Origin of the sequence: Vibrio ruber DSM 16370 (assembly GCF_900163965.1) — a bacterium.
GTDB classification, from domain to species: domain Bacteria; phylum Pseudomonadota; class Gammaproteobacteria; order Enterobacterales; family Vibrionaceae; genus Vibrio; species Vibrio ruber.
The window spans coordinates 1-17,280 of sequence record NZ_FULE01000074.1; the positions used below are offsets into that span (position 1 = coordinate 1).

Sequence of the window (17,280 nt, forward strand, 5' to 3'; positions counted from 1 at the left end):
AGCCGACGGGCTTCGGAGACATCCATTCCCGCATATTTTTTGCGCCAGGTGTAAAAAGTCGCATCCGAGATCCCGTGTTTACGGCACAACTCCCTGACGGGAATACCTGCTTCGGCTTCTTTAAGAATGGTAATGATCTGTTGTTCGTTGAATCGCTTCTTCATGTTCATCATCTCCTTGGTTGGATGAACATCACTAAGTATAGACTGGACTAGATTTAGGGGAGCAGGTCAGCCCAGCTGTTTGAGCCAGAAAACTTGATTGGCTAATTGGGCTGCCCATGCTTTGATCATCTGCGGATCGGTGGCGTACAGACTGAAGTCATATTTACGTAAAACCTGACGCAACCGTTTATCATATTTGTGCTTCAGGCCATATTCATCTGCTCTGGCCATTGCACTGAGTAAATCGACGCCTAAATAGAGATATTCCGGATGATGTTTGGTGACGGAGTATCGTAGCCGGGATCGTTCTCCTTTACTCTCTTCATAAGAGGACAGACGTTGTTGAGAGTAAAGATAAATGGCTTCAGGTGTGGTGACATCACTGGCGAAATGGTTCAGTGTACTGGTAATTCTGGCCATGTCCTGCCAAATTCCGGCTGCATATTTGTTATCTAATGTTTGCCGGTACATTCGTAATGCATAATGGCCAGCTTTGAAGGCTGGTAGCGTATAGAGACGCTGTTCATAGTGCTCAGCGATTTGATCCGCGGAATCTTGAAAGCTGGGGGGAAATGTCGCTGCTTCTTGTGCAGTGGGCTCTCCAATTTGTGTATTGGGCGCCCCAATGCTCTGACAGGTAAATATGATGAATAAAATTGAAGCTATGCCACATTTATTTAACATACGCCGACCCAGTATAGAGAGGATGATTTATAAAACATATGCAATCGTAGAATCAGCCATGTTAGCGCTGTGCAATAAGTCTGTGAAATTATCGCACTGGCTGATTATTGAGGTACTTATACATCGTGATTCTTGATATTTTAAGTAAAAAATAAATCAGATGTGATCTTATTTGAGATTGTATTGTTGATAACTAAATCACTAGTGGGGCGTTCTTATTGGCTGAAAGTAGTTATTCTGATATGAACTGTTTGATTTTAATAAATTTTTAATGTCAGAGTGCTCTTTTGCCTATTGAATCAGGTCAATGACCATTTCATGGCTGGAGGAAGATGACGTATTCACACCAGCCCCTCACGGGAGAGGAGCATTATGCGCGACATTCTGTTCAAAAAATGGACAGTGATTGGTTTTCTTGTTTTACTTGCCTGTATTTTGATTGTATTGGTTGAATTTATTTTCCAGCGTCATCAAGAGGTGATGCGCCAAGAAATTCAAAGCCGGACAACTGAGGAACTTTCAATTATTCGGTTTAAGCTCGAAGCAACGATTCTGGCCGATATCTATGTGGCGAAAAGTTTGTCAACGTTGACGACGGTGAATGCCAGTACCGTTGCAGAGAGTTGGGAAAAAGTCTCTCAGCGCATTATGGAACAGGGAAAATATATTCGATCACTCAGCCTTGCCCCCAATGATATTGTTGAATATGTCTATCCGCAGGAAGAACACCACAATGTGGTTGGGTTAGACTTTCGGACGCTGCCTGAGCAGTGGGCAACCGTTAAACAAGCACATGAGCTGAAAGAAATTTTTATTGCAGGTCCGGTTGAGCGAGGCGAAGGTGATCACGTCATCATCGCGCGTTGTCCGGTATTTCTTGACCCACCATACAATCAGTTTTACTGGGGTGTGATTAGTGTTGATATTGATATCGACAGTTTGCTTCAGTCGCTTGAGGTCGATAAAGTTTTACCGGGGTATGATATTGCGATCCGGGGGCAAGATAGTTCCGGGGAGCAGGGTGCGGTGTTCTGGGGACAACCTGATGTTTTTAAACATGCTTTTGCCAAGGAGATGATCTATTTCCCGCATGGTTCCTGGAGTATTGCGATCGCAGAACAGGAGAATGTCAATATTCTTGATCAAGTCCCTTGGTTTCAGACCAATATTGTACGTGTGATTGGTTATCTGTTACTGGTATGCCTCGTCGCTTCTTTTCTGGTGATTTATCGTCTTTATGATAAATCGAACCGGCTGTCTCTTTATGATGAACTGACGCATCTGCCGAATCGTCGTTATTTTATGAATGAATTGAATCGGTATTTCGAGCGGGAAAAACGTGCCAAACAACCGATGGGTTTTGCTCTATTGTGTATTGATGTGAACAAATTCAAAACGATCAATGATACCCATGGACATAGTGTCGGGGATCAGGTGCTGGTCGAATGCGCACGAAGAATTGAAAATGCGATTCGGGACAACGATTGTGCTGCGCGGATTGGCGGTGACGAGTTCCTCGTTTTGCTAAAAGGCGGAGAAAAAGGCGAAGATTTGCGAAAAATTATGGATCGGGTACGTCATGCGGTCGGGGTTACGCCAGTGATCTGTGGAGAGCTTGCCATTCCGGTTGGCATCAGTGTCGGTTATACCCGTTACCGACCGGACATGCAGAGTGTTAACGAAATGATTCATCATGCTGATAATGAAATGTATGATGAAAAATACGCGTCCTGAATCTTCTGAGTATCGGAACCATCTACGACTTCCCCGACAATATTATCGGTCAGTCACGATTATATTGTCGGTGTCGGGTGAGGTGTTATAACAGCTCGGCTGACGGGGACAGACACTGCCTCTGGGGCAGATTAACCGGGCATCGTTGACGATACCGCGTTCTATCCACTTGATATTGAGTATTTTGGCCAGCGTCGTCAGTTCACTTCGAATTGATGAAGGTATGGCTGTCATCCCACCATTTTTGACACAAGATGCTTTGAGCTCCATTGCCATTTGCTGAGCATCCCCTCCCTGAGCATTGATGGCCGGGTTGAGATCAATACCGGCACATAGCACCCGATTGTTACCCGCAGGATCAATGAGATTCAGTGATTCACAACAGTAAATTCTCGGTTCGTCTCCGACATTGAGCAATGAAATTTGAGCGGAACTGGCGGTCTGTGGGTGTTTGAGCTGCCGAAATACGGCCCAGTGCTGGCAAGGGTCGTTGACTGTCCTCATATTGCCCCAAGGAAGTGGAATACCGTTGCCTCGGTAGACGGCTTTGAGCTTTCCTTCTCCGTAAGCATCAAAGTAGTGCCAGTAGGGATAGGGTGAGACAACCGTCATTCGACGCATCGCGACGGATGGGGATACCCCGACTTTCTGATGGACACTGATTTCATAGCCATTGCGATCCAGTAGTTGCCGGAATGGCACTTTCGGGCAGAGTAGCGCACCGGCAAAAAAGCTCGATTCGAAATCTCGCCAGGCTTGTAAAATATCGTTTGAGTTCAGTTCATAGTTAGGCTGTGAATTTCCGGTATCTTCCCAACTGCTGGTATGGCCGATCGAGAGCACAGTTTTACAACCATCTTTGCTGTGAAGAATATTGTGACCGATGTATACCGCGAGATCATATTTCAAACGGGTCGGATGATGCTTCATTGCCTCATTGAGATAAATACCGCTCGGTGGTTCGAAATAAGAGGTGATTAATTGTTTAGCGGAAAGCCCCAAATCATCTTGAACTTCTTGCGGTGTTTGTGAAAACCAGTGAATCACGAGCCCTAAATGTCTGGCAATATCCGTCAAATCTTCAACTGTCAGATTCAGTTTTTTGAGTCCGACATTCTCTGCAGCACGTTCCAGATCCGGGAAATGATTTTGCAGGCTTTCCTGATGTGCCCGGATGAGTAACTGGGCAAACTGACGTCCCGTAATGCCGGTTTGAGACAACATTTCAGGGATTGCAATCTGGAGAATATCTTGTGAAAACAGGAAGCTGGGCTCTAAGGCCATCCCACTGATTCCTCCCCGGCTGCCTTTATCCGGGGTGATATCAATCTGCTCCGGTTGATCATCGAGAAACCATTGTGGACTTTTCTGAAAGACTTCAGCGATCACGGCTAACATTTCGATGCTCGGAACCCGTTTTCCCCGCTCAATCATCGATAGGTAAGACACAGAAGGGGCATATTCGGGATTCAGCCGAATACAACGAGATGATAAATCTTCCATTGTCAGATGATTGCGCTTTCGCAAATTCCGGACTTTGGTGCCAAGAAAATGGGACTGTCGAATTAAACTTTTAGATGCGGGCATTTGTAAAATTCACACTGTAAAATTTTTGTTGTGAAATTATGTATAAAAATAGATTAGTCTAAAAAGTAAGCAAAATCACGATGCAGCCAAAAAAGTATTTTGTATGACGTGATTTTGTGAAATGGAGAGTGTGAAACGGAGAGCGTTTGCTGCAAAGAGGGTGCATGAATGAATATGCCAATGTTACAGAGTTCGCGAGATACGGATTATTCGTTAAAGTCAGATAATTCGTCATATGAGCAACAGTCAGGTCAATTTATTACTGAAATGGTTATGTCCGTGGAGTCGTTGGGGGCCGGACAGGTACAAGAAAAACAGCTGCAGGCGAAACAGTTACTTGACCAGCTTTTCCCGTTACATGAAGGTTCACACAGTGATGTGACCGGCTATGTGATCGATTACCATCATCTGATGGCTTACTTTCAGGACGGACGTCATACCGGACTGCGTTATCCGCAACATTTTGTCGCTTATCTCGGTGAGCGCAATAATCCTGAAGCCATTTTGTTTCGTAATGGTGATGGGTGCCACGTTGAAGTGACATTAGGGAATGGCACAGGAACAGGAATGCCGGAGCTGGTTTCGGTGAACGACATTCAGCTGGAAACGAACACCCACTTGAATTCTGTCGCTTCAGAAAGCCATGCAACGCTAGGCCTGCGCCATTGGGTCAGCTTGGTAAAAGCCGATGGACTGGGGCATCCTCAGGTTTGCAGTGAAAATAAAGAGTATCGGTCTAAAGATGAAGCTGATTATCAGCTGGGTATCAGTTTCAACTTGGATTCATTCAGTGCTTGATGCGGTTTCGCTCCGGTATTTCACATTGATCAATTCACATCATTGAAGTTTATATATGAATAACCGCGTATGGATTGTTAGGCAATTCATACGCGGTTGGTGTATTGACTGGCAGTACATCATTTATTTTTGATGGATATCAGCTGCTAAAAGCCCGTTCCTGTAACTTCGTTGCTCCGCGCAGCATGGCTTCGACCAATTCTGTCGCGTGGAATTTTTCCAGTGCCTGATGAGCCCCGACCTGACGGGCACGATCAACACAGATTTCACTGGAAAGTGAGGTATGAAGGATAATGTAGGCATGGTTTAGTGCATCATCATTCTGAATCTCGAATGCGAGCTCATAGCCGTCAAGACCCGGCATTTCGATATCACTGACCAGAATGTCGATCGGAGAGCCTTGCTCTGCCCGTTTACGCATCAATTGCAGACCCTCTGCCCCATTTTTGCAAATTTCATAAGGGATATTGATACCGTCCAGCGCGTCAGCCAACTGTTTCCGGGCCAGACTGGAATCATCCACGAGCAAAATATTGAAGGATTTGAGTTTTTCTCGCTCCACATCTGTCAGGATCGGAATCTTGGTCGCTTCGTATTGTGGATAGATCTTCGATAACAGCAATTCAACATCCAGCATCTGGACGATATTGTCTTGGTAACGGGTGATGCCGGTAACAAAAATATGATGTCCTGCGGTTGACGGTGCTGACTCAATCGAACGCCAGTCACATTCAATGATTTTTTCAATCGTTCTGACCATGAATGCAACCACAGTACGCAGGCAGTCTGTGACGATTAAATAACAATTTTGATATTCTTCCGGCGGAATTGGTCGGAAACCAATGGCCGCGGCCATATCAATGACGGGAATTGTCATATTACGAATCGTGACAGTACCGACAACATTACGGTGAGAATACGGGATCTGTGTCATCGGTTGATAGGACACAATTTCTCGAATCTTTAAGGTGCCAATAGCAAACAGTTGACGTTTAAGATTGAGTGTAAACATCAACATCCCTTGCGATTGATTGGCTTTACTAACGGTTTTCGCCATGACGATTTACCTTAAAAAATACTTACGCCAATAATATACTTAAATTGCGCTAAGATGCGAGTTCCGATCAACTGGTACGTTGAGTTGTCTTTGGCGCGTTGTTCCGGGAACTCACATCACATCAGATGTAATTGCGAATATCATGCGCTTATTCCTAAGCATACTGCAAAACGCCAGTTTATCGATGGATCTTGCCGTTTTATCCCCGATTTCTTTGTGAGAGGAGACCGTGATCAATCTATGGTAATTGGTAACGACTTTCCGTCTTTTTACTTTAACACTCTGTAACAGCTACATTAGTGTGTAGATATGAAAAATGTCTACTATGATAGAAAGAGTCTTATCTATTGGTGCTGAGAAAGAGGTGTCTTTCATGTTTTTTAACCGTTCCCTTGTCAAAGAAAATGAATCCTTAAAAAAAGAGCTTCACATGATTAAACAGATGCATGACAGCCTTGGCAAAGAGATGTTAACAATAAAACTGAACCCAGCCGGGCAGGTGAGTTCGGTGAATTCGCTTTTTTGTAAAGAGATGAAATACGAGTCACAAAATATTGAAGGATGTAAGCTCACCGACATGGTACCACCCAAAGAGCGTTCAACCGGGCACTATCAACGTTTGAGTCATGCACTGAAGGACGGTAAACACTGGAATGGTGCGTTGCAACTGTTAAAGGGAAACGGTGAAGAATCATGGTTGCGGGCCATTTTGCAACCGATTTACGATATTGATAAAAAGCTGCAATATTTTTTACTCTATGCTTCGGAGCTGACACAAACGATTCGCACCTCAAGAGAATATGAAGATATGATCGCAGCCCTGCTGCGTTCGACAGCTGTAATTGAGTTCGATCTGGACGGACATGTTTTGACGGCAAATGATAACTTTCTCCACACCATGGGGTATAAAAAGGAACAAATTGTCGGTAAGCATCACCGTATGTTCTGTGAACCTGAGCTTTATAATTCTCCTGAATATGAAGCCTTTTGGCGTAAACTGAGGAAGGGGAATTTTGTCTCTGATCGGTTTAAACGGATTGATAAATATGGCAACGAGGTATGGCTGGAAGCCTCTTATAATCCGATTCATAACAACCATGGCGAATTATACAAAGTGGTGAAATTTGCCTCTGTCATCACAGAACAGATGAATCGGGAACAGGCGATTTCTGAAGCTGCCAATATTGCCTACGAAACGTCACGGTTAACCGATACTCAGGCAGAAAAAGGGCAGGGGGTTATTCAGGACACTATTCGCACGATGGAAGAACTTGAACAGCAGATGATTCATGCCAGTCAAGGGATTAAAGATCTGGATGAGCTTTCCAAGAGGGTCAGTGATCTGGTGGGTAACATCAGTGGGATTGCCGATCAAACCAACTTACTTGCTCTCAATGCCGCCATTGAGGCAGCCAGAGCCGGTGATCAGGGGCGTGGCTTTGCTGTCGTTGCTGATGAAGTCCGAGAGCTGGCTTTGCGAACCAGTAAAACCACCGCTGAAATAGTCGATGTGGTGTCAAAAAACCAAAAACTGACGGAACGTGCAGTCGGGTTGATTGAAAACGGGCAGAAGAGAGCAAACGATGGTTTGCAACTGTCGAATGATGCCGGGGTCGTGATGGCTGATATTCAAGAAGGCGCGAAAAAAGTCGTCGGTGCAATTGAAGAATTCCATCAGAAATTATGAGGACAGTCGCGCTAAGAATTGATGATGACTTCATTGATGAAGTTCGTTAAACTTCGCCTCCTTTCAGTGGGGGAGGCGATTCAATGGCAAGAACAGCAGCAGCTTTGCATATTCTGGTAAAACATCAGAATCAGGCGGAAGATATCCTACAGCAGCTTAAAAAAGGTGCGAAATTTCAAACGCTTGCCCGAAAATATTCTTTATGTCCTTCCGGCAAGAAAGGCGGTGATTTGGGGGAATTTCGTCAGGGGCAAATGGTACCTGCATTTGACAAAGCCTGTTTTCGGGGGGAAGTGCTCAAACCACAGATTGTCAAAACCAAATTTGGCTGGCATGTGATTAAAGTGCTGTACCGGACGTGAGTGCGAGAGTTTGTTCGTTTCATCCCCACTGGCTAACGGGTCATGGGTCGTAACATCTTATTGAGGTTACAACCCCTGTAAATTGTCAGGATAAACTGAAAATACGACACACTGATCTGATGACTCGCTTGAATATTTTGTATGCCAGTTCCGCTATCTGGTTCGGTCTTCAATTTCATCGAACGTTTCAACGGAAATCCGCTTGGCAATCGCTCTCATTTTTTGCATTTTTTCCGGGTTACTGTTTTGCCAGAACAATTCCCAGTCTTCACGTGCACGCCACTTAGCAATGGTGAGAACTTTGTCAGGCGTATCAGACGAACGAACCATAAAACTGCCTAATGCGCCTGCCACCGAATGGTGAATGTTATCCGTTACTGAACGCCATACGTTTTGAAACTCATCCATTTTTTCGCTTGGCACATGCCATTCATAGATGACCCGAAACATATAACGTCCTCCTTAGTCTGTGGTTTATTCCTTATTTTGATACATCTGAGAGGGATCTGGTCTTGTTCAGATAGTCATGTTGTAAAATATACATGCGTTTGACATCCTGATAGCGTCCATTAATAAAGAACTCTTCAATCAGATGCCCTTCTTCAACAAAACCAGCTTTACGATACAAATAGAGCGCTATTTCATTGTCGATAGCAACGTGCAGATAAATCTTATGTAAATTAAGAATGGTAAATGAATAATCCAGCGCTTTGTTGATCAGATCCAAGGCATAACCTCTTCCCTGATATTCAGGGGTAATAATGATCTGGAACTCAGCACTTCTGTGAATGTAGTTGATCTCAATTAACTCAACCAGGCCAATTAGCTGTTTATTTTCATTTTCTACCACAAAGCGTCTTTCTGCATTGTCGTGAATGTGTTTGTTATACAGCTCTTCAAGTTCATCAAAAGATTCATATGGTTCTTCGAACCAGTACGACATGATATTTCTATTATTATTAAGATTGTGAATAAAACGTAGATCCTGGCGTTCTAATGCCCGCAGGTAAAGCTCACTTTTCATGGTATGACCCGAAGTTACTCTTGTGTTAAGTTTTTTCATGGCACAATCTGCCGACGTGAATCAGATGTGGCGTATAACATAGCACGTTGTAAGGACAGGCACCAGATAGCTTGCAAGCAGCGGAAAAACATTCCAAACACAGGCGTTACAAGGACAGACACTTAAAGGGAGAGTTATAAGGACAGACACCTGAATCGGTATTCAAAGGGGCCTGCCAAGGAAGGGTGAATCCGGTGCTCCGGTGGGATTGTTGCAATGCAAGCGAAGAGACCGACCAAAAGATCTCTGGCCGGTAGTGGTTTAATATTATTTCAGGTATTGGACATGGGCTTCCATTTCTTCGCCGATTTCTTGGCGCATGTTCATTAGACGAATCGCTGATTCTCTGAGCGCAATATCTTCCGGTGTGGATGGAACCCATTCCGGTACAGAACTTGGTTTTCCATGTTCATCGACAGCAACCATAATCACAATGCAGTGTGTGGTTAGCCGGTTTTCTTGCAATTTAGGATCACTCGCCTGAACGTCGATGGCAACATGCATTGATGTGCGACCTGTGTAGACGATTTTAGCGGTCACTTCAACAAGATGGCCGACCAGAATTGGGGCGACAAATCGAATACCACCGGCATAGGCGGTAATGCAATATTTTCCGCTCCAGGCCGCAGAGCAGGCATAGGCGGCTAAGTCGATCCACTTCATCACTGCACCACCGTGCACTTTACCGCCGAAATTTACATCGCTGGGCTCGGCCAGAAAACGGAGCGTGAGCTCTCTTTTTTTATTTGTCATATCGACGCCCTCATCAATTGTGGAGACAACCATAAATTGATATTGCTATTTGTTGTCTGAACTTATGCAAGATTACGATAAGTTCATAAGACGGGAATTTTTATGTCCTGTCAATATGATAGTTGTGTTAGCGAGTGCTATGGATGTTGACTTGATGTACTCCCGTGACCGTTCAGGTTTCAGTCTTGAAGGCATCATCACTTGCGCAGAAAATATTAACGGTCGCATTGTTGACCATGCAATTTATGCTTTGAACAGAAGCCGCTGGCAAAATCCTGTGGCATAAGGCGTTGCAGCACGACGCTTCGCTTCACTAAGCTTGACGTCTCAGCTACAAACGCGCTGTCTACAACGATTCATTGTGCGATATTTTAGACTGTATGAGCGATTCAATGATGAATATCGGCAAGCGGCTGAACAACGGGTGAGTGATACTCTTCGGTGTATAGTTAAAAATATTAAATATTATCAGTCTGATAACACTCAATATATTTACTAATCCAATTTAAAAAAGCCTGTAATTTCGGTCGTGTTTCATGGCCTTTGGGACAAATTAAATCATAACCGTATCCAGAGGGAACACGGTCAAATAATGTGACCAGTGTGCCACTGTCAAGGTATGGTTGAATTGTATGATAGCGGCCTAAGGCGATTCCCATTGAATTTCGGGCTGCAACCATCGTGAGTTCTTCATGATTAAACACATACTTATGTTGCAAAATATGAGTGCTTCTGCCCGTTGCATTGAGCCAATGCTGCCATTCGCTCAATGGTGATAAGAACTCTAACGACTCAGTGCAATGCAGAAAAGTGGCTTCTTCTAGGCGCGGTTCACTGTCATATAAATTGAAACGCTGAGCATATTCAGGTGTACATACAGGAACTAAGTATTCATCAAATAGCCGAATGTGATAAAAATCCGGATGGGTTTCATTGCCATAGTAAATCGCAATATCAACCGGTTGATTATGGAAATCCAGCTTACTTGCCTTGACTCGCATCTTTACATCCAGATAGGGATATAAACGTTGAAATTCACCCATTTTAGGGACTAACCATAAATGAGCAAATGTCGGAGCGATTCCGATATACAATTCTCCTCTTAATTCATTAAAGCGAATATCGTCAACTTCAGTGAAGATATTTGACAGCGATTTGGTTAAGGTTCTGAGCATCCTGTGGCCGTCTTCCGTCAGCTCAAGTTTTCTTGTCAGACGAACAAAAAGCGTGAAACCGAGATCTGCTTCAAGCTTTTTAATCCGTTGGCTGACAGCGCCCTGCGTCAGGCATAACTCTTCCGCTGCTAATGTGAAACTTAAAAACTTTGCTACAACGCTGAAAGTATAAAGGTTCGCTAAGATATTTTGCTTATCTGCCATGTGTATAGATGACCCCATGCATTAGAAATATTGATTCATAAGTATCACGATTTCGTTTGTCGCGGTTGGGCTTGTCAGGTGCAATGAACACAAAAAGGACACATGGGAGAGTATTGCAAAATGAACCATAAATTGAAAGTTGTTGTGATTGGTGGTGGCTCAAGTTATACACCGGAGCTAATCGAAGGCCTGATTAACCGCTATCATGAATTCCCGATTGCTGAACTCTGGTTAGTTGATATCGAAGCAGGGAAAGAAAAAGTAAATATTATTGCTGAACTGGCTCAGCGAATGATTCAAAAGAAAGGTTTCAACATTGACGTTAAAGTGACGCTGGATCGTCGTCTTGCGCTGGAAAATGCAGATTTTGTTTGTTCGCAATTTAGAGCGGGTTGTCTTGACGGTCGAATTCGTGATGAACGAATTTCTTTAAAATACGGCATGATCGGGCAAGAAACTAATGGACTTGGTGGCTTTGCAAATGCATGTCGGACAATTCCAATAACTTTAGATATCTGTAAAGACATGGAAGAACTTTGCCCGGATGCATGGTTACTGAATTTCACCAATCCATCGGGTATGGTAACTGAAGCCGTATTGAAATATACCGATATAAAAGCTGTCGGCTTATGTAACGTCCCTGTGATTATGGAGAAAGGGATTGCACAAATTATTGGTGCCGGTGAAGGTGAGTTTATTATGCAAGTCGCGGGGCTCAATCATATGATTTGGGTCCGAAAAATACTGCATAAAGGGGCGGATAAATTAAATTTAGTGATGAATGAAATTTTAAACGGCAATGATCCATTAGTGCCGGCGAATATTCCACCGTTTGAGTGGCCCAAAGATCTATTAAAAGATATGGGTATGATACCTTGCGCTTATTTGCGTTATTACTACACCAGTGACGATATTATGAAGCAAGAGCAAGCAGAGGCTGACGGGGAAGGGACTCGTGGTGAAGTGGTAAAAGCAATGGAAAAACGCCTGTTTGATATTTATAAAAATCCAGATTTGGCAGAAAAACCCAAAGAGTTGGAAAAACGTGGCGGCCAATATTATTCAGAAGCTGCATGTGAGCTGATGACTTCAATATACAACGACAAGCGCACCGTGATGCACGTCAATACCCGTAATCATGGTGCGATTAGTGGTTTACCGGATGATTGTGCTGTAGAAGTGAGCTCGATTATTACCAAAAGTGGCCCGCTTCCTCTGAATGTTGAACCATTCCCGGATGATACATTACGCCTGATTCAACTGATGAAAGCGTACGAAACACTCACGGTTGAAGCGGCAGTGAAAGGTGATTTGGTCGCTGCAAAACGAGGGTTAATACTCAACCCTATTGTCAATACCGGTACAATCTTAGATGAAGCACTGGCAGAAACAGTCCGAGAAAACTCAGATGATATGCCTCAGTTTCGTTGGATACTTGAACAAAATCCGACGGTTAATCGCGCAGGTGAATAATCAAGAGCCAAGAGGACGCTGAATCGATTAGAATACCGATAACTTCAACCGATAAAGACATCCGCTATGCTACAAAAAGAGAGTTTGCTAAAACTGGCAACGATGAAAATGCCGTTTGGCCGTTATGCCGGACGTGTGTTAATTGATTTACCGGAAGAATATTTATTATGGTTTCAAAATAAGGGGGAATTTCCTCAAGGAGAACTCGGGGAATTGATGCAACTCTGCCTGACGTTGAAAGTTGAAGGGTTGGATCGCCTTGTGAAACCATTGAAACAATCATCTTGAAACCCGCTGTATATTACGCCCGGCAAGGAGCGAGGTGAAGCCGGGGACATGACGATTAAACTATTTATATCTAGGGACTATTTATATTTAGGAACTATTTATATCTAGGGCTCAGGAATGAACCGAAAGCACCGGCTCGTGGTGCTTTCGGTTGGTCTGCTTTCGATAAGTACTCTTGATGAAAACAAGAGACGGATTATAAACGAGGGCTATTCTCCGCAAAGTATTCGTGAGAATCAGCGTTATTGACTGCTTGATTTGGTGATGACTGTGCCAGACGACGCGCATTATACTGCCCGTAAGCAATATCATCTGTACCGCCATTGACCGTGAAATGGCTCATTTCATGAATCAGTGTTCCGGCTTTTGAGTCTGTGCCTGTTGTCGGAGCCGCCCAGAAAGCATTGCATAAGTGGATACGATAGGGTTGGTTGGGATAAACGTAAGCATATGCATTGGAAAGGCTGCCTTCACAGTAACAATCGGCGGTGACCGTTCTGTTTTGCAGTGCATCGGTTATCTTCTGGAAATGTCCTTTGACGGTGTTGTAACGACCGCTTGAATATGAGCCGAACCAAGTGGTATAGCGAGAAGTCACTGAACCAGCCTGATAATAGTTGTAAGCTGAACCTGACATGCTCCGTGCCGCGCTAACAGCGGTACTGATTTGACTCTTCTGGCTATTTGAGCAGTTACCGACATAGCTGATTCCGCCTCTCAATTCTGCAATATCGAGTTCCGATTCATTAATGGTTGCGATCTTTGGGTGAACACCTTCCACCCAGAAGCTGACACCATTTGAACTGAGCGTCTGAACTTGATCTTCAGCCTGTAGTTTTACTTGCTCTTCGGATTTTATTAAATCCAGCGCGGTAGCATTAAACTGAACACTGTATGTCCCTTCACGCGTCATATCATAGAAGGATGACAGATCGACCGTTTGGGTGATGGTCTGGCCGGCAGACAAGGTCATATAATCCTGAGCCGTCGGTGCTGGCCGTTTAATGATTGGGCCTGTATAGGCGACTGCTTCACCATCGACGGTAACGGTAAAGGCATTCTTCTGCAGTTTGTTGTGATTGATGAGATACCAATCGAGCACCTCGACATCACCCTGCCCATTGTTCGTAATGCTTAGCTCGACTTTGACATCACTGCCTTCACCATAAGATTGATTTAAAGGGGTCACGGTGACATCCAGAGTGTGCGCATAAGCCAGAGATGACATACTGCCTACGACTGCACTCAACAATAAGTTTGTTGCCTTATTCATTTAATAAACTCCATTTTATTTCATAGTTTCTGAATCATCGATATTGTTACGGCTAAGTTGATATCAATCATTCGTCGCTGCGTGTTTAAAGCAGGTCTGCTCCCACCTTAAACATTATTTAAAATATGCTTTTTATTGATTTTTGAATTATGTTTCATTTGTGTAAAAGTGTAAAGTTTGAAATAAAAATCAGCATGGTTGTTTTTGTTATTAATGATGAAAATGTAATTTATAATTTACTTGATTATTAATAGTGTTGGAGGTTTTATAATTAACTTTGATAGATTATCTATTTGATTATAAATGCTTAATAGTATAACTGTGAGTGAGTTTTTGGTTTGTTTTGTTTGTGATTAAAAATATATTTATATACATTATTTTCTATGGTTTATTTTTATTTATAAATTTACTATTAGTGAGTTTATGGTTAGTTTAAATTAATAAAATTGTTAATTTTTTAGTGAACAATATTAAATGATTGAAAAATATGAAATTGCCAAATTAAAAATAATGACATGTGTTGTACATATTCCTGCTGAGACACGATAGCCGGGAAGTGATCGTCAGAATAACAATATCTTTCTGCCTATAGGATGAAACAGATACGGAATAACCACATCCTCATCAAGGAATAACTATCAATAAACGCTATCCTGACCATAAAAAATTTTTGACTTTTGCAAGGCTATTTTTTATTGCGTCTGTCCCCACATGAACTTACTATCAGCTGGCTTCTTGATGATAGCCAATCCGAGTACATCACACCTTTGTGGCAAGGCGATAGAGCAACTATCCAAGAGTGACTTTGACAGCGTATTGACGCTTTTATTGACGCTCCACTTTTCATAAAAACAGTCCGATGAAAAGTGCCTGACCCGGAGATTTGTTATGGCTCACGCCCATTCAGTATTAAATTTTCAATCTTTTGCTGCCCGAACTCTTTCTGCTGATGATATTCGTTTAGTTGAATCAGCCGTGTCACAATTCGGCGCGCCCCTTTTGATGCTCGATTGTGAGATTATTCGTCAGCAATATCGGGCACTGAATAACGCTTTACCAAATGTAACGCTTCATTTTGCGCTGAAACCACTGCCGCATCCGGTCGTGGTCAGAACGCTGCTTGAGGAAGGCGCCAGCTTTGATCTGGCAACGAGTGGTGAAGTTGAACTGGCAGCTCAAGAAGGTGTGCCGGCTGAACGTACAATCCACACTCACCCGATTAAACGTGATGCAGACATTCGCGATGCGTTAGCATATGGCTGCTCTGTCTTTGTGGTGGATAATCTGAATGAACTGGCAAAATTTAAGCCTTACAAAGATGAGGTAGAATTATTGGTGCGTTTGAGTTTCCGTAATGCGGAAGCATTTGCGGATCTGTCGAAGAAATTCGGTTGTTCTCCCGAACAGGCACTGGCAATCATTGAAACGGCTCAGGCATGGAATATTCGGATTAAGGGACTCTCTTTTCATGTTGGTTCTCAGACAATTCAGCCACAAAAGTATGTTGATGCGATCCAGACTTGTAAAACAGTCATGGAAGAAGTTGTTGCGCGCGGATTACCGGCTTTGAGTACACTGGACATTGGCGGAGGCTTCCCTGTCAATTATACCAGACAGGTGATGCCGATTGAGCAATTTTGTGAACCAATTAATGATGCCTTGAATGAGTTACCGGAAACGGTGCAGGTTTTAGCTGAACCGGGACGTTTTATCGTGGCGCAAGCCGTGATGAGCGTGGCTTCCGTGATGGGGCAGGCAGAGCGAGAAGGCCAAATGTGGTACTACCTTGACGATGGTATCTACGGCTCTTTCAGCGGACTGATGTTTGACGATGCACAATACCCGTTGGTGACTTTGAAACAAGGTGGCGACCTGCTGCCGAGTGTTTTGGCCGGTCCGACTTGTGACAGTATTGATGTGATCGCTGAGGATATTATGTTGCCTCAATTAGAGAATGGTGATCTGATTGTTGGTTGTATGATGGGGGCTTACACCAGTGCCACCGCAACAGATTTTAATTTCTTCAAACGGGCTCAGACCATTGTATTGAATGAAGATGCGTTTAGTGAAGACTCAATGAATCAAGAACGCCTTATCGGTTAAGGTTGTATTCACGACTTAATTGAGTCACCCGATATCTTGTCGAACAAGCCACAGCTAGCAATTCTGTGGCTTATCATCTTTTCTTCTCATCGAGAGGCGTCCTGTTACACCGCGATAAATCTGGCTTATTTATTTGAAATTTATCGAATTTTCATCAGTATATTTTGATAATTACAAACATTTCGTAATTTAATTACCATAAATATTGACTTGAGTCACAAAATTGCTGATAATTTGAACTAAACAACACTTGGTTGTGAAATAAAATAACGGTAGGAGCCGAGTTATGAGTTCAATACTTTCTTCACAAATTACGGTTAATGTTCCTAAAACAAAAATGAGCACGTCTTTCGTCAGTGCCGTGAAAGAACTTGCCGGTATCTTTGCAATGTTTGGCGTGACAGCCGTCATTACGTTTATGCTCGCTTTAACTTGGGTTAATTTCTGATCATTAAGAAAAAATCCATTCTAATTGCTGCGCTTGTTTTTTTGAATTCGGTGGTTTTCTTCCGGCAAGGCCGGATGATATCACCGAATGAATCCCTCCTCATTTCTAACTCTTGAATATCTGTTTATCATCACATGCGGGTTCGCGCTGTATAAATAAGACAATATAATCAGATATAAAAAAGCACTCCTGAGAGTAATGCCGATCAGTTAAGAAATTTTCGAGATCATTTGACCGATCTTTAAAAGGCTTCAAAATCCGATATTCGTTATCTGATATCGGATTTTCTTTATGCGTTTTGAAAGCGAATTAGCCACAGCCTTTAAGTCCTGTAACACCTTCCATACTTTTGAAAAATATGCCGAGTTGCTATCGCCAGAGCTTATTCAGCAAGGCTTCAAACAAGCTGGAGTCGCAACGTTGAGAA

16 protein-coding genes and 1 pseudogene are annotated in these 17,280 nt (G+C 43.3%); 8 read left to right on the forward strand and 9 right to left on the reverse strand.

Annotated elements, in window-relative coordinates; translation table 11 throughout:
- Together VR7878_RS19965 and VR7878_RS19970 are read right to left on the reverse strand one after the other, a co-directional pair.
- Positions 1-164, reverse strand: a 164-nt coding sequence (locus VR7878_RS19965; protein ID WP_139343958.1) for a transposase, incomplete at its 3' end; no start/stop codon positions are given.
- Between the two features lie 69 nt (positions 165-233).
- A pseudogene (locus VR7878_RS19970) lies at positions 234-848 on the reverse strand (DUF3541 domain-containing protein); the annotation flags it as partial.
- Between the two features lie 372 nt (positions 849-1,220).
- Between VR7878_RS19970 and VR7878_RS19975 the strand changes: the two are divergent.
- Complete coding sequence (locus tag VR7878_RS19975; RefSeq protein WP_077337729.1) at positions 1,221-2,582, forward strand: diguanylate cyclase; 1,362 nt, start codon at positions 1,221-1,223, stop codon at positions 2,580-2,582.
- A gap of 42 nt (positions 2,583-2,624) precedes the next feature.
- On the opposite strand, the gene VR7878_RS19980 is transcribed toward VR7878_RS19975, so the two are convergent.
- On the reverse strand, positions 2,625-4,169 hold the full coding sequence (locus VR7878_RS19980) for a DUF3612 domain-containing protein (protein WP_077337730.1): 1,545 nt from the start codon (positions 4,167-4,169) through the stop codon (positions 2,625-2,627).
- 174 nt (positions 4,170-4,343) lie between these two features.
- Here VR7878_RS19980 and VR7878_RS19985 point away from each other — a divergent pair, with 174 nt between their 5' ends.
- Positions 4,344-4,967: an aldolase/citrate lyase/malate synthase family protein gene (locus VR7878_RS19985; RefSeq protein WP_077337739.1), complete on the forward strand. Its 624-nt coding sequence runs from the start codon at positions 4,344-4,346 to the stop codon at positions 4,965-4,967.
- Between the two features lie 139 nt (positions 4,968-5,106).
- On the opposite strand, the gene VR7878_RS19990 is transcribed toward VR7878_RS19985, so the two are convergent.
- On the reverse strand, positions 5,107-6,024 hold the full coding sequence (locus VR7878_RS19990) for a chemotaxis protein (protein WP_077337731.1): 918 nt from the start codon (positions 6,022-6,024) through the stop codon (positions 5,107-5,109).
- Positions 6,025-6,454: 430 nt separating this feature from the next.
- Here VR7878_RS19990 and VR7878_RS19995 point away from each other — a divergent pair, with 430 nt between their 5' ends.
- Complete coding sequence (locus VR7878_RS19995; RefSeq protein WP_306345813.1) at positions 6,455-7,711, forward strand: methyl-accepting chemotaxis protein; 1,257 nt, start codon at positions 6,455-6,457, stop codon at positions 7,709-7,711.
- 83 nt (positions 7,712-7,794) lie between these two features.
- Complete coding sequence (gene ppiC / locus VR7878_RS20000) at positions 7,795-8,073, forward strand: peptidylprolyl isomerase PpiC (RefSeq protein WP_038177759.1); 279 nt, start codon at positions 7,795-7,797, stop codon at positions 8,071-8,073.
- A 153-nt stretch (positions 8,074-8,226) separates the two neighbouring features.
- Here ppiC and VR7878_RS20005 read toward each other — a convergent pair whose 3' ends face one another.
- The 4 genes from VR7878_RS20005 to VR7878_RS20020 all read right to left on the reverse strand — a co-directional run bounded on the left by VR7878_RS20005 (position 8,227) and on the right by VR7878_RS20020 (position 11,268).
- A complete protein-coding gene (locus VR7878_RS20005) occupies positions 8,227-8,523 on the reverse strand; it encodes an antibiotic biosynthesis monooxygenase family protein (protein ID WP_077337732.1) in 297 nt (98 codons plus the stop codon).
- Positions 8,524-8,554: 31 nt separating this feature from the next.
- Positions 8,555-9,097 carry a spermidine N1-acetyltransferase gene (speG, locus tag VR7878_RS20010; RefSeq protein WP_077337733.1) on the reverse strand — a complete coding sequence of 181 codons (543 nt, stop codon included), beginning with the start codon at positions 9,095-9,097 and terminating at the stop codon, positions 8,555-8,557.
- Between the two features lie 306 nt (positions 9,098-9,403).
- Positions 9,404-9,889, reverse strand: coding sequence for an acyl-CoA thioesterase (locus VR7878_RS20015; protein WP_077337741.1), 486 nt, complete (start codon positions 9,887-9,889; stop codon positions 9,404-9,406).
- A 458-nt stretch (positions 9,890-10,347) separates the two neighbouring features.
- Positions 10,348-11,268, reverse strand: a complete 921-nt coding sequence (locus VR7878_RS20020) for a LysR substrate-binding domain-containing protein (protein ID WP_077337734.1) — start codon at positions 11,266-11,268, stop codon at positions 10,348-10,350.
- Positions 11,269-11,388: 120 nt separating this feature from the next.
- On the opposite strand from VR7878_RS20020, the gene VR7878_RS20025 reads away from it, so the two are divergent.
- Together VR7878_RS20025 and VR7878_RS20030 are read left to right on the forward strand one after the other, a co-directional pair.
- Positions 11,389-12,741: a 6-phospho-beta-glucosidase gene (locus tag VR7878_RS20025; protein ID WP_077337735.1), complete on the forward strand. Its 1,353-nt coding sequence runs from the start codon at positions 11,389-11,391 to the stop codon at positions 12,739-12,741.
- A gap of 66 nt (positions 12,742-12,807) precedes the next feature.
- A complete protein-coding gene (locus tag VR7878_RS20030) occupies positions 12,808-13,029 on the forward strand; it encodes a DUF3820 family protein (protein ID WP_077337736.1) in 222 nt (73 codons plus the stop codon).
- A 196-nt stretch (positions 13,030-13,225) separates the two neighbouring features.
- Here the strand turns inward: VR7878_RS20030 and VR7878_RS20035 are convergent, their stop codons facing one another.
- Positions 13,226-14,302 carry a M35 family metalloendopeptidase gene (locus VR7878_RS20035; protein ID WP_077337737.1) on the reverse strand — a complete coding sequence of 359 codons (1,077 nt, stop codon included), beginning with the start codon at positions 14,300-14,302 and terminating at the stop codon, positions 13,226-13,228.
- Positions 14,303-15,190: 888 nt separating this feature from the next.
- Here VR7878_RS20035 and VR7878_RS20040 point away from each other — a divergent pair.
- Both VR7878_RS20040 and VR7878_RS21160 read left to right on the forward strand, forming a co-directional pair.
- Positions 15,191-16,405 carry a type III PLP-dependent enzyme gene (locus VR7878_RS20040; protein WP_077337738.1) on the forward strand — a complete coding sequence of 405 codons (1,215 nt, stop codon included), beginning with the start codon at positions 15,191-15,193 and terminating at the stop codon, positions 16,403-16,405.
- Between the two features lie 286 nt (positions 16,406-16,691).
- Positions 16,692-16,853: a hypothetical protein gene (locus tag VR7878_RS21160; protein WP_159440513.1), complete on the forward strand. Its 162-nt coding sequence runs from the start codon at positions 16,692-16,694 to the stop codon at positions 16,851-16,853.
- Positions 16,854-17,280 lie beyond the last annotated feature (427 nt).

Excerpts from the sequence above, each read along its gene's own strand:
- ppiC (WP_038177759.1), top strand. The coding sequence starts at position 7,795 with ATGGCAAGAACAGCAGCAGCTTTGCATATTCTGGTAAAACATCAGAAT.
- VR7878_RS21160 (WP_159440513.1), top strand. The coding sequence starts at position 16,692 with ATGAGTTCAATACTTTCTTCACAAATTACGGTTAATGTTCCTAAAACA.
- VR7878_RS19995 (WP_306345813.1), top strand. The coding sequence starts at position 6,455 with ATGATTAAACAGATGCATGACAGCCTTGGCAAAGAGATGTTAACAATA.
- VR7878_RS20015 (WP_077337741.1), bottom strand. The coding sequence starts at position 9,889 with ATGACAAATAAAAAAAGAGAGCTCACGCTCCGTTTTCTGGCCGAGCCC.
- VR7878_RS20005 (WP_077337732.1), bottom strand. The coding sequence starts at position 8,523 with ATGTTTCGGGTCATCTATGAATGGCATGTGCCAAGCGAAAAAATGGAT.
- VR7878_RS19990 (WP_077337731.1), bottom strand. The coding sequence starts at position 6,024 with ATGGCGAAAACCGTTAGTAAAGCCAATCAATCGCAAGGGATGTTGATG.
- VR7878_RS19980 (WP_077337730.1), bottom strand. The coding sequence starts at position 4,169 with ATGCCCGCATCTAAAAGTTTAATTCGACAGTCCCATTTTCTTGGCACC.
- VR7878_RS19975 (WP_077337729.1), top strand. The coding sequence starts at position 1,221 with ATGCGCGACATTCTGTTCAAAAAATGGACAGTGATTGGTTTTCTTGTT.
- speG (WP_077337733.1), bottom strand. The coding sequence starts at position 9,097 with ATGAAAAGTGAGCTTTACCTGCGGGCATTAGAACGCCAGGATCTACGT.
- VR7878_RS20035 (WP_077337737.1), bottom strand. The coding sequence starts at position 14,302 with ATGAATAAGGCAACAAACTTATTGTTGAGTGCAGTCGTAGGCAGTATG.
- VR7878_RS20030 (WP_077337736.1), top strand. The coding sequence starts at position 12,808 with ATGCTACAAAAAGAGAGTTTGCTAAAACTGGCAACGATGAAAATGCCG.
- VR7878_RS20040 (WP_077337738.1), top strand. The coding sequence starts at position 15,191 with ATGGCTCACGCCCATTCAGTATTAAATTTTCAATCTTTTGCTGCCCGA.
- VR7878_RS20020 (WP_077337734.1), bottom strand. The coding sequence starts at position 11,268 with ATGGCAGATAAGCAAAATATCTTAGCGAACCTTTATACTTTCAGCGTT.
- VR7878_RS20025 (WP_077337735.1), top strand. The coding sequence starts at position 11,389 with ATGAACCATAAATTGAAAGTTGTTGTGATTGGTGGTGGCTCAAGTTAT.
- VR7878_RS19985 (WP_077337739.1), top strand. The coding sequence starts at position 4,344 with ATGCCAATGTTACAGAGTTCGCGAGATACGGATTATTCGTTAAAGTCA.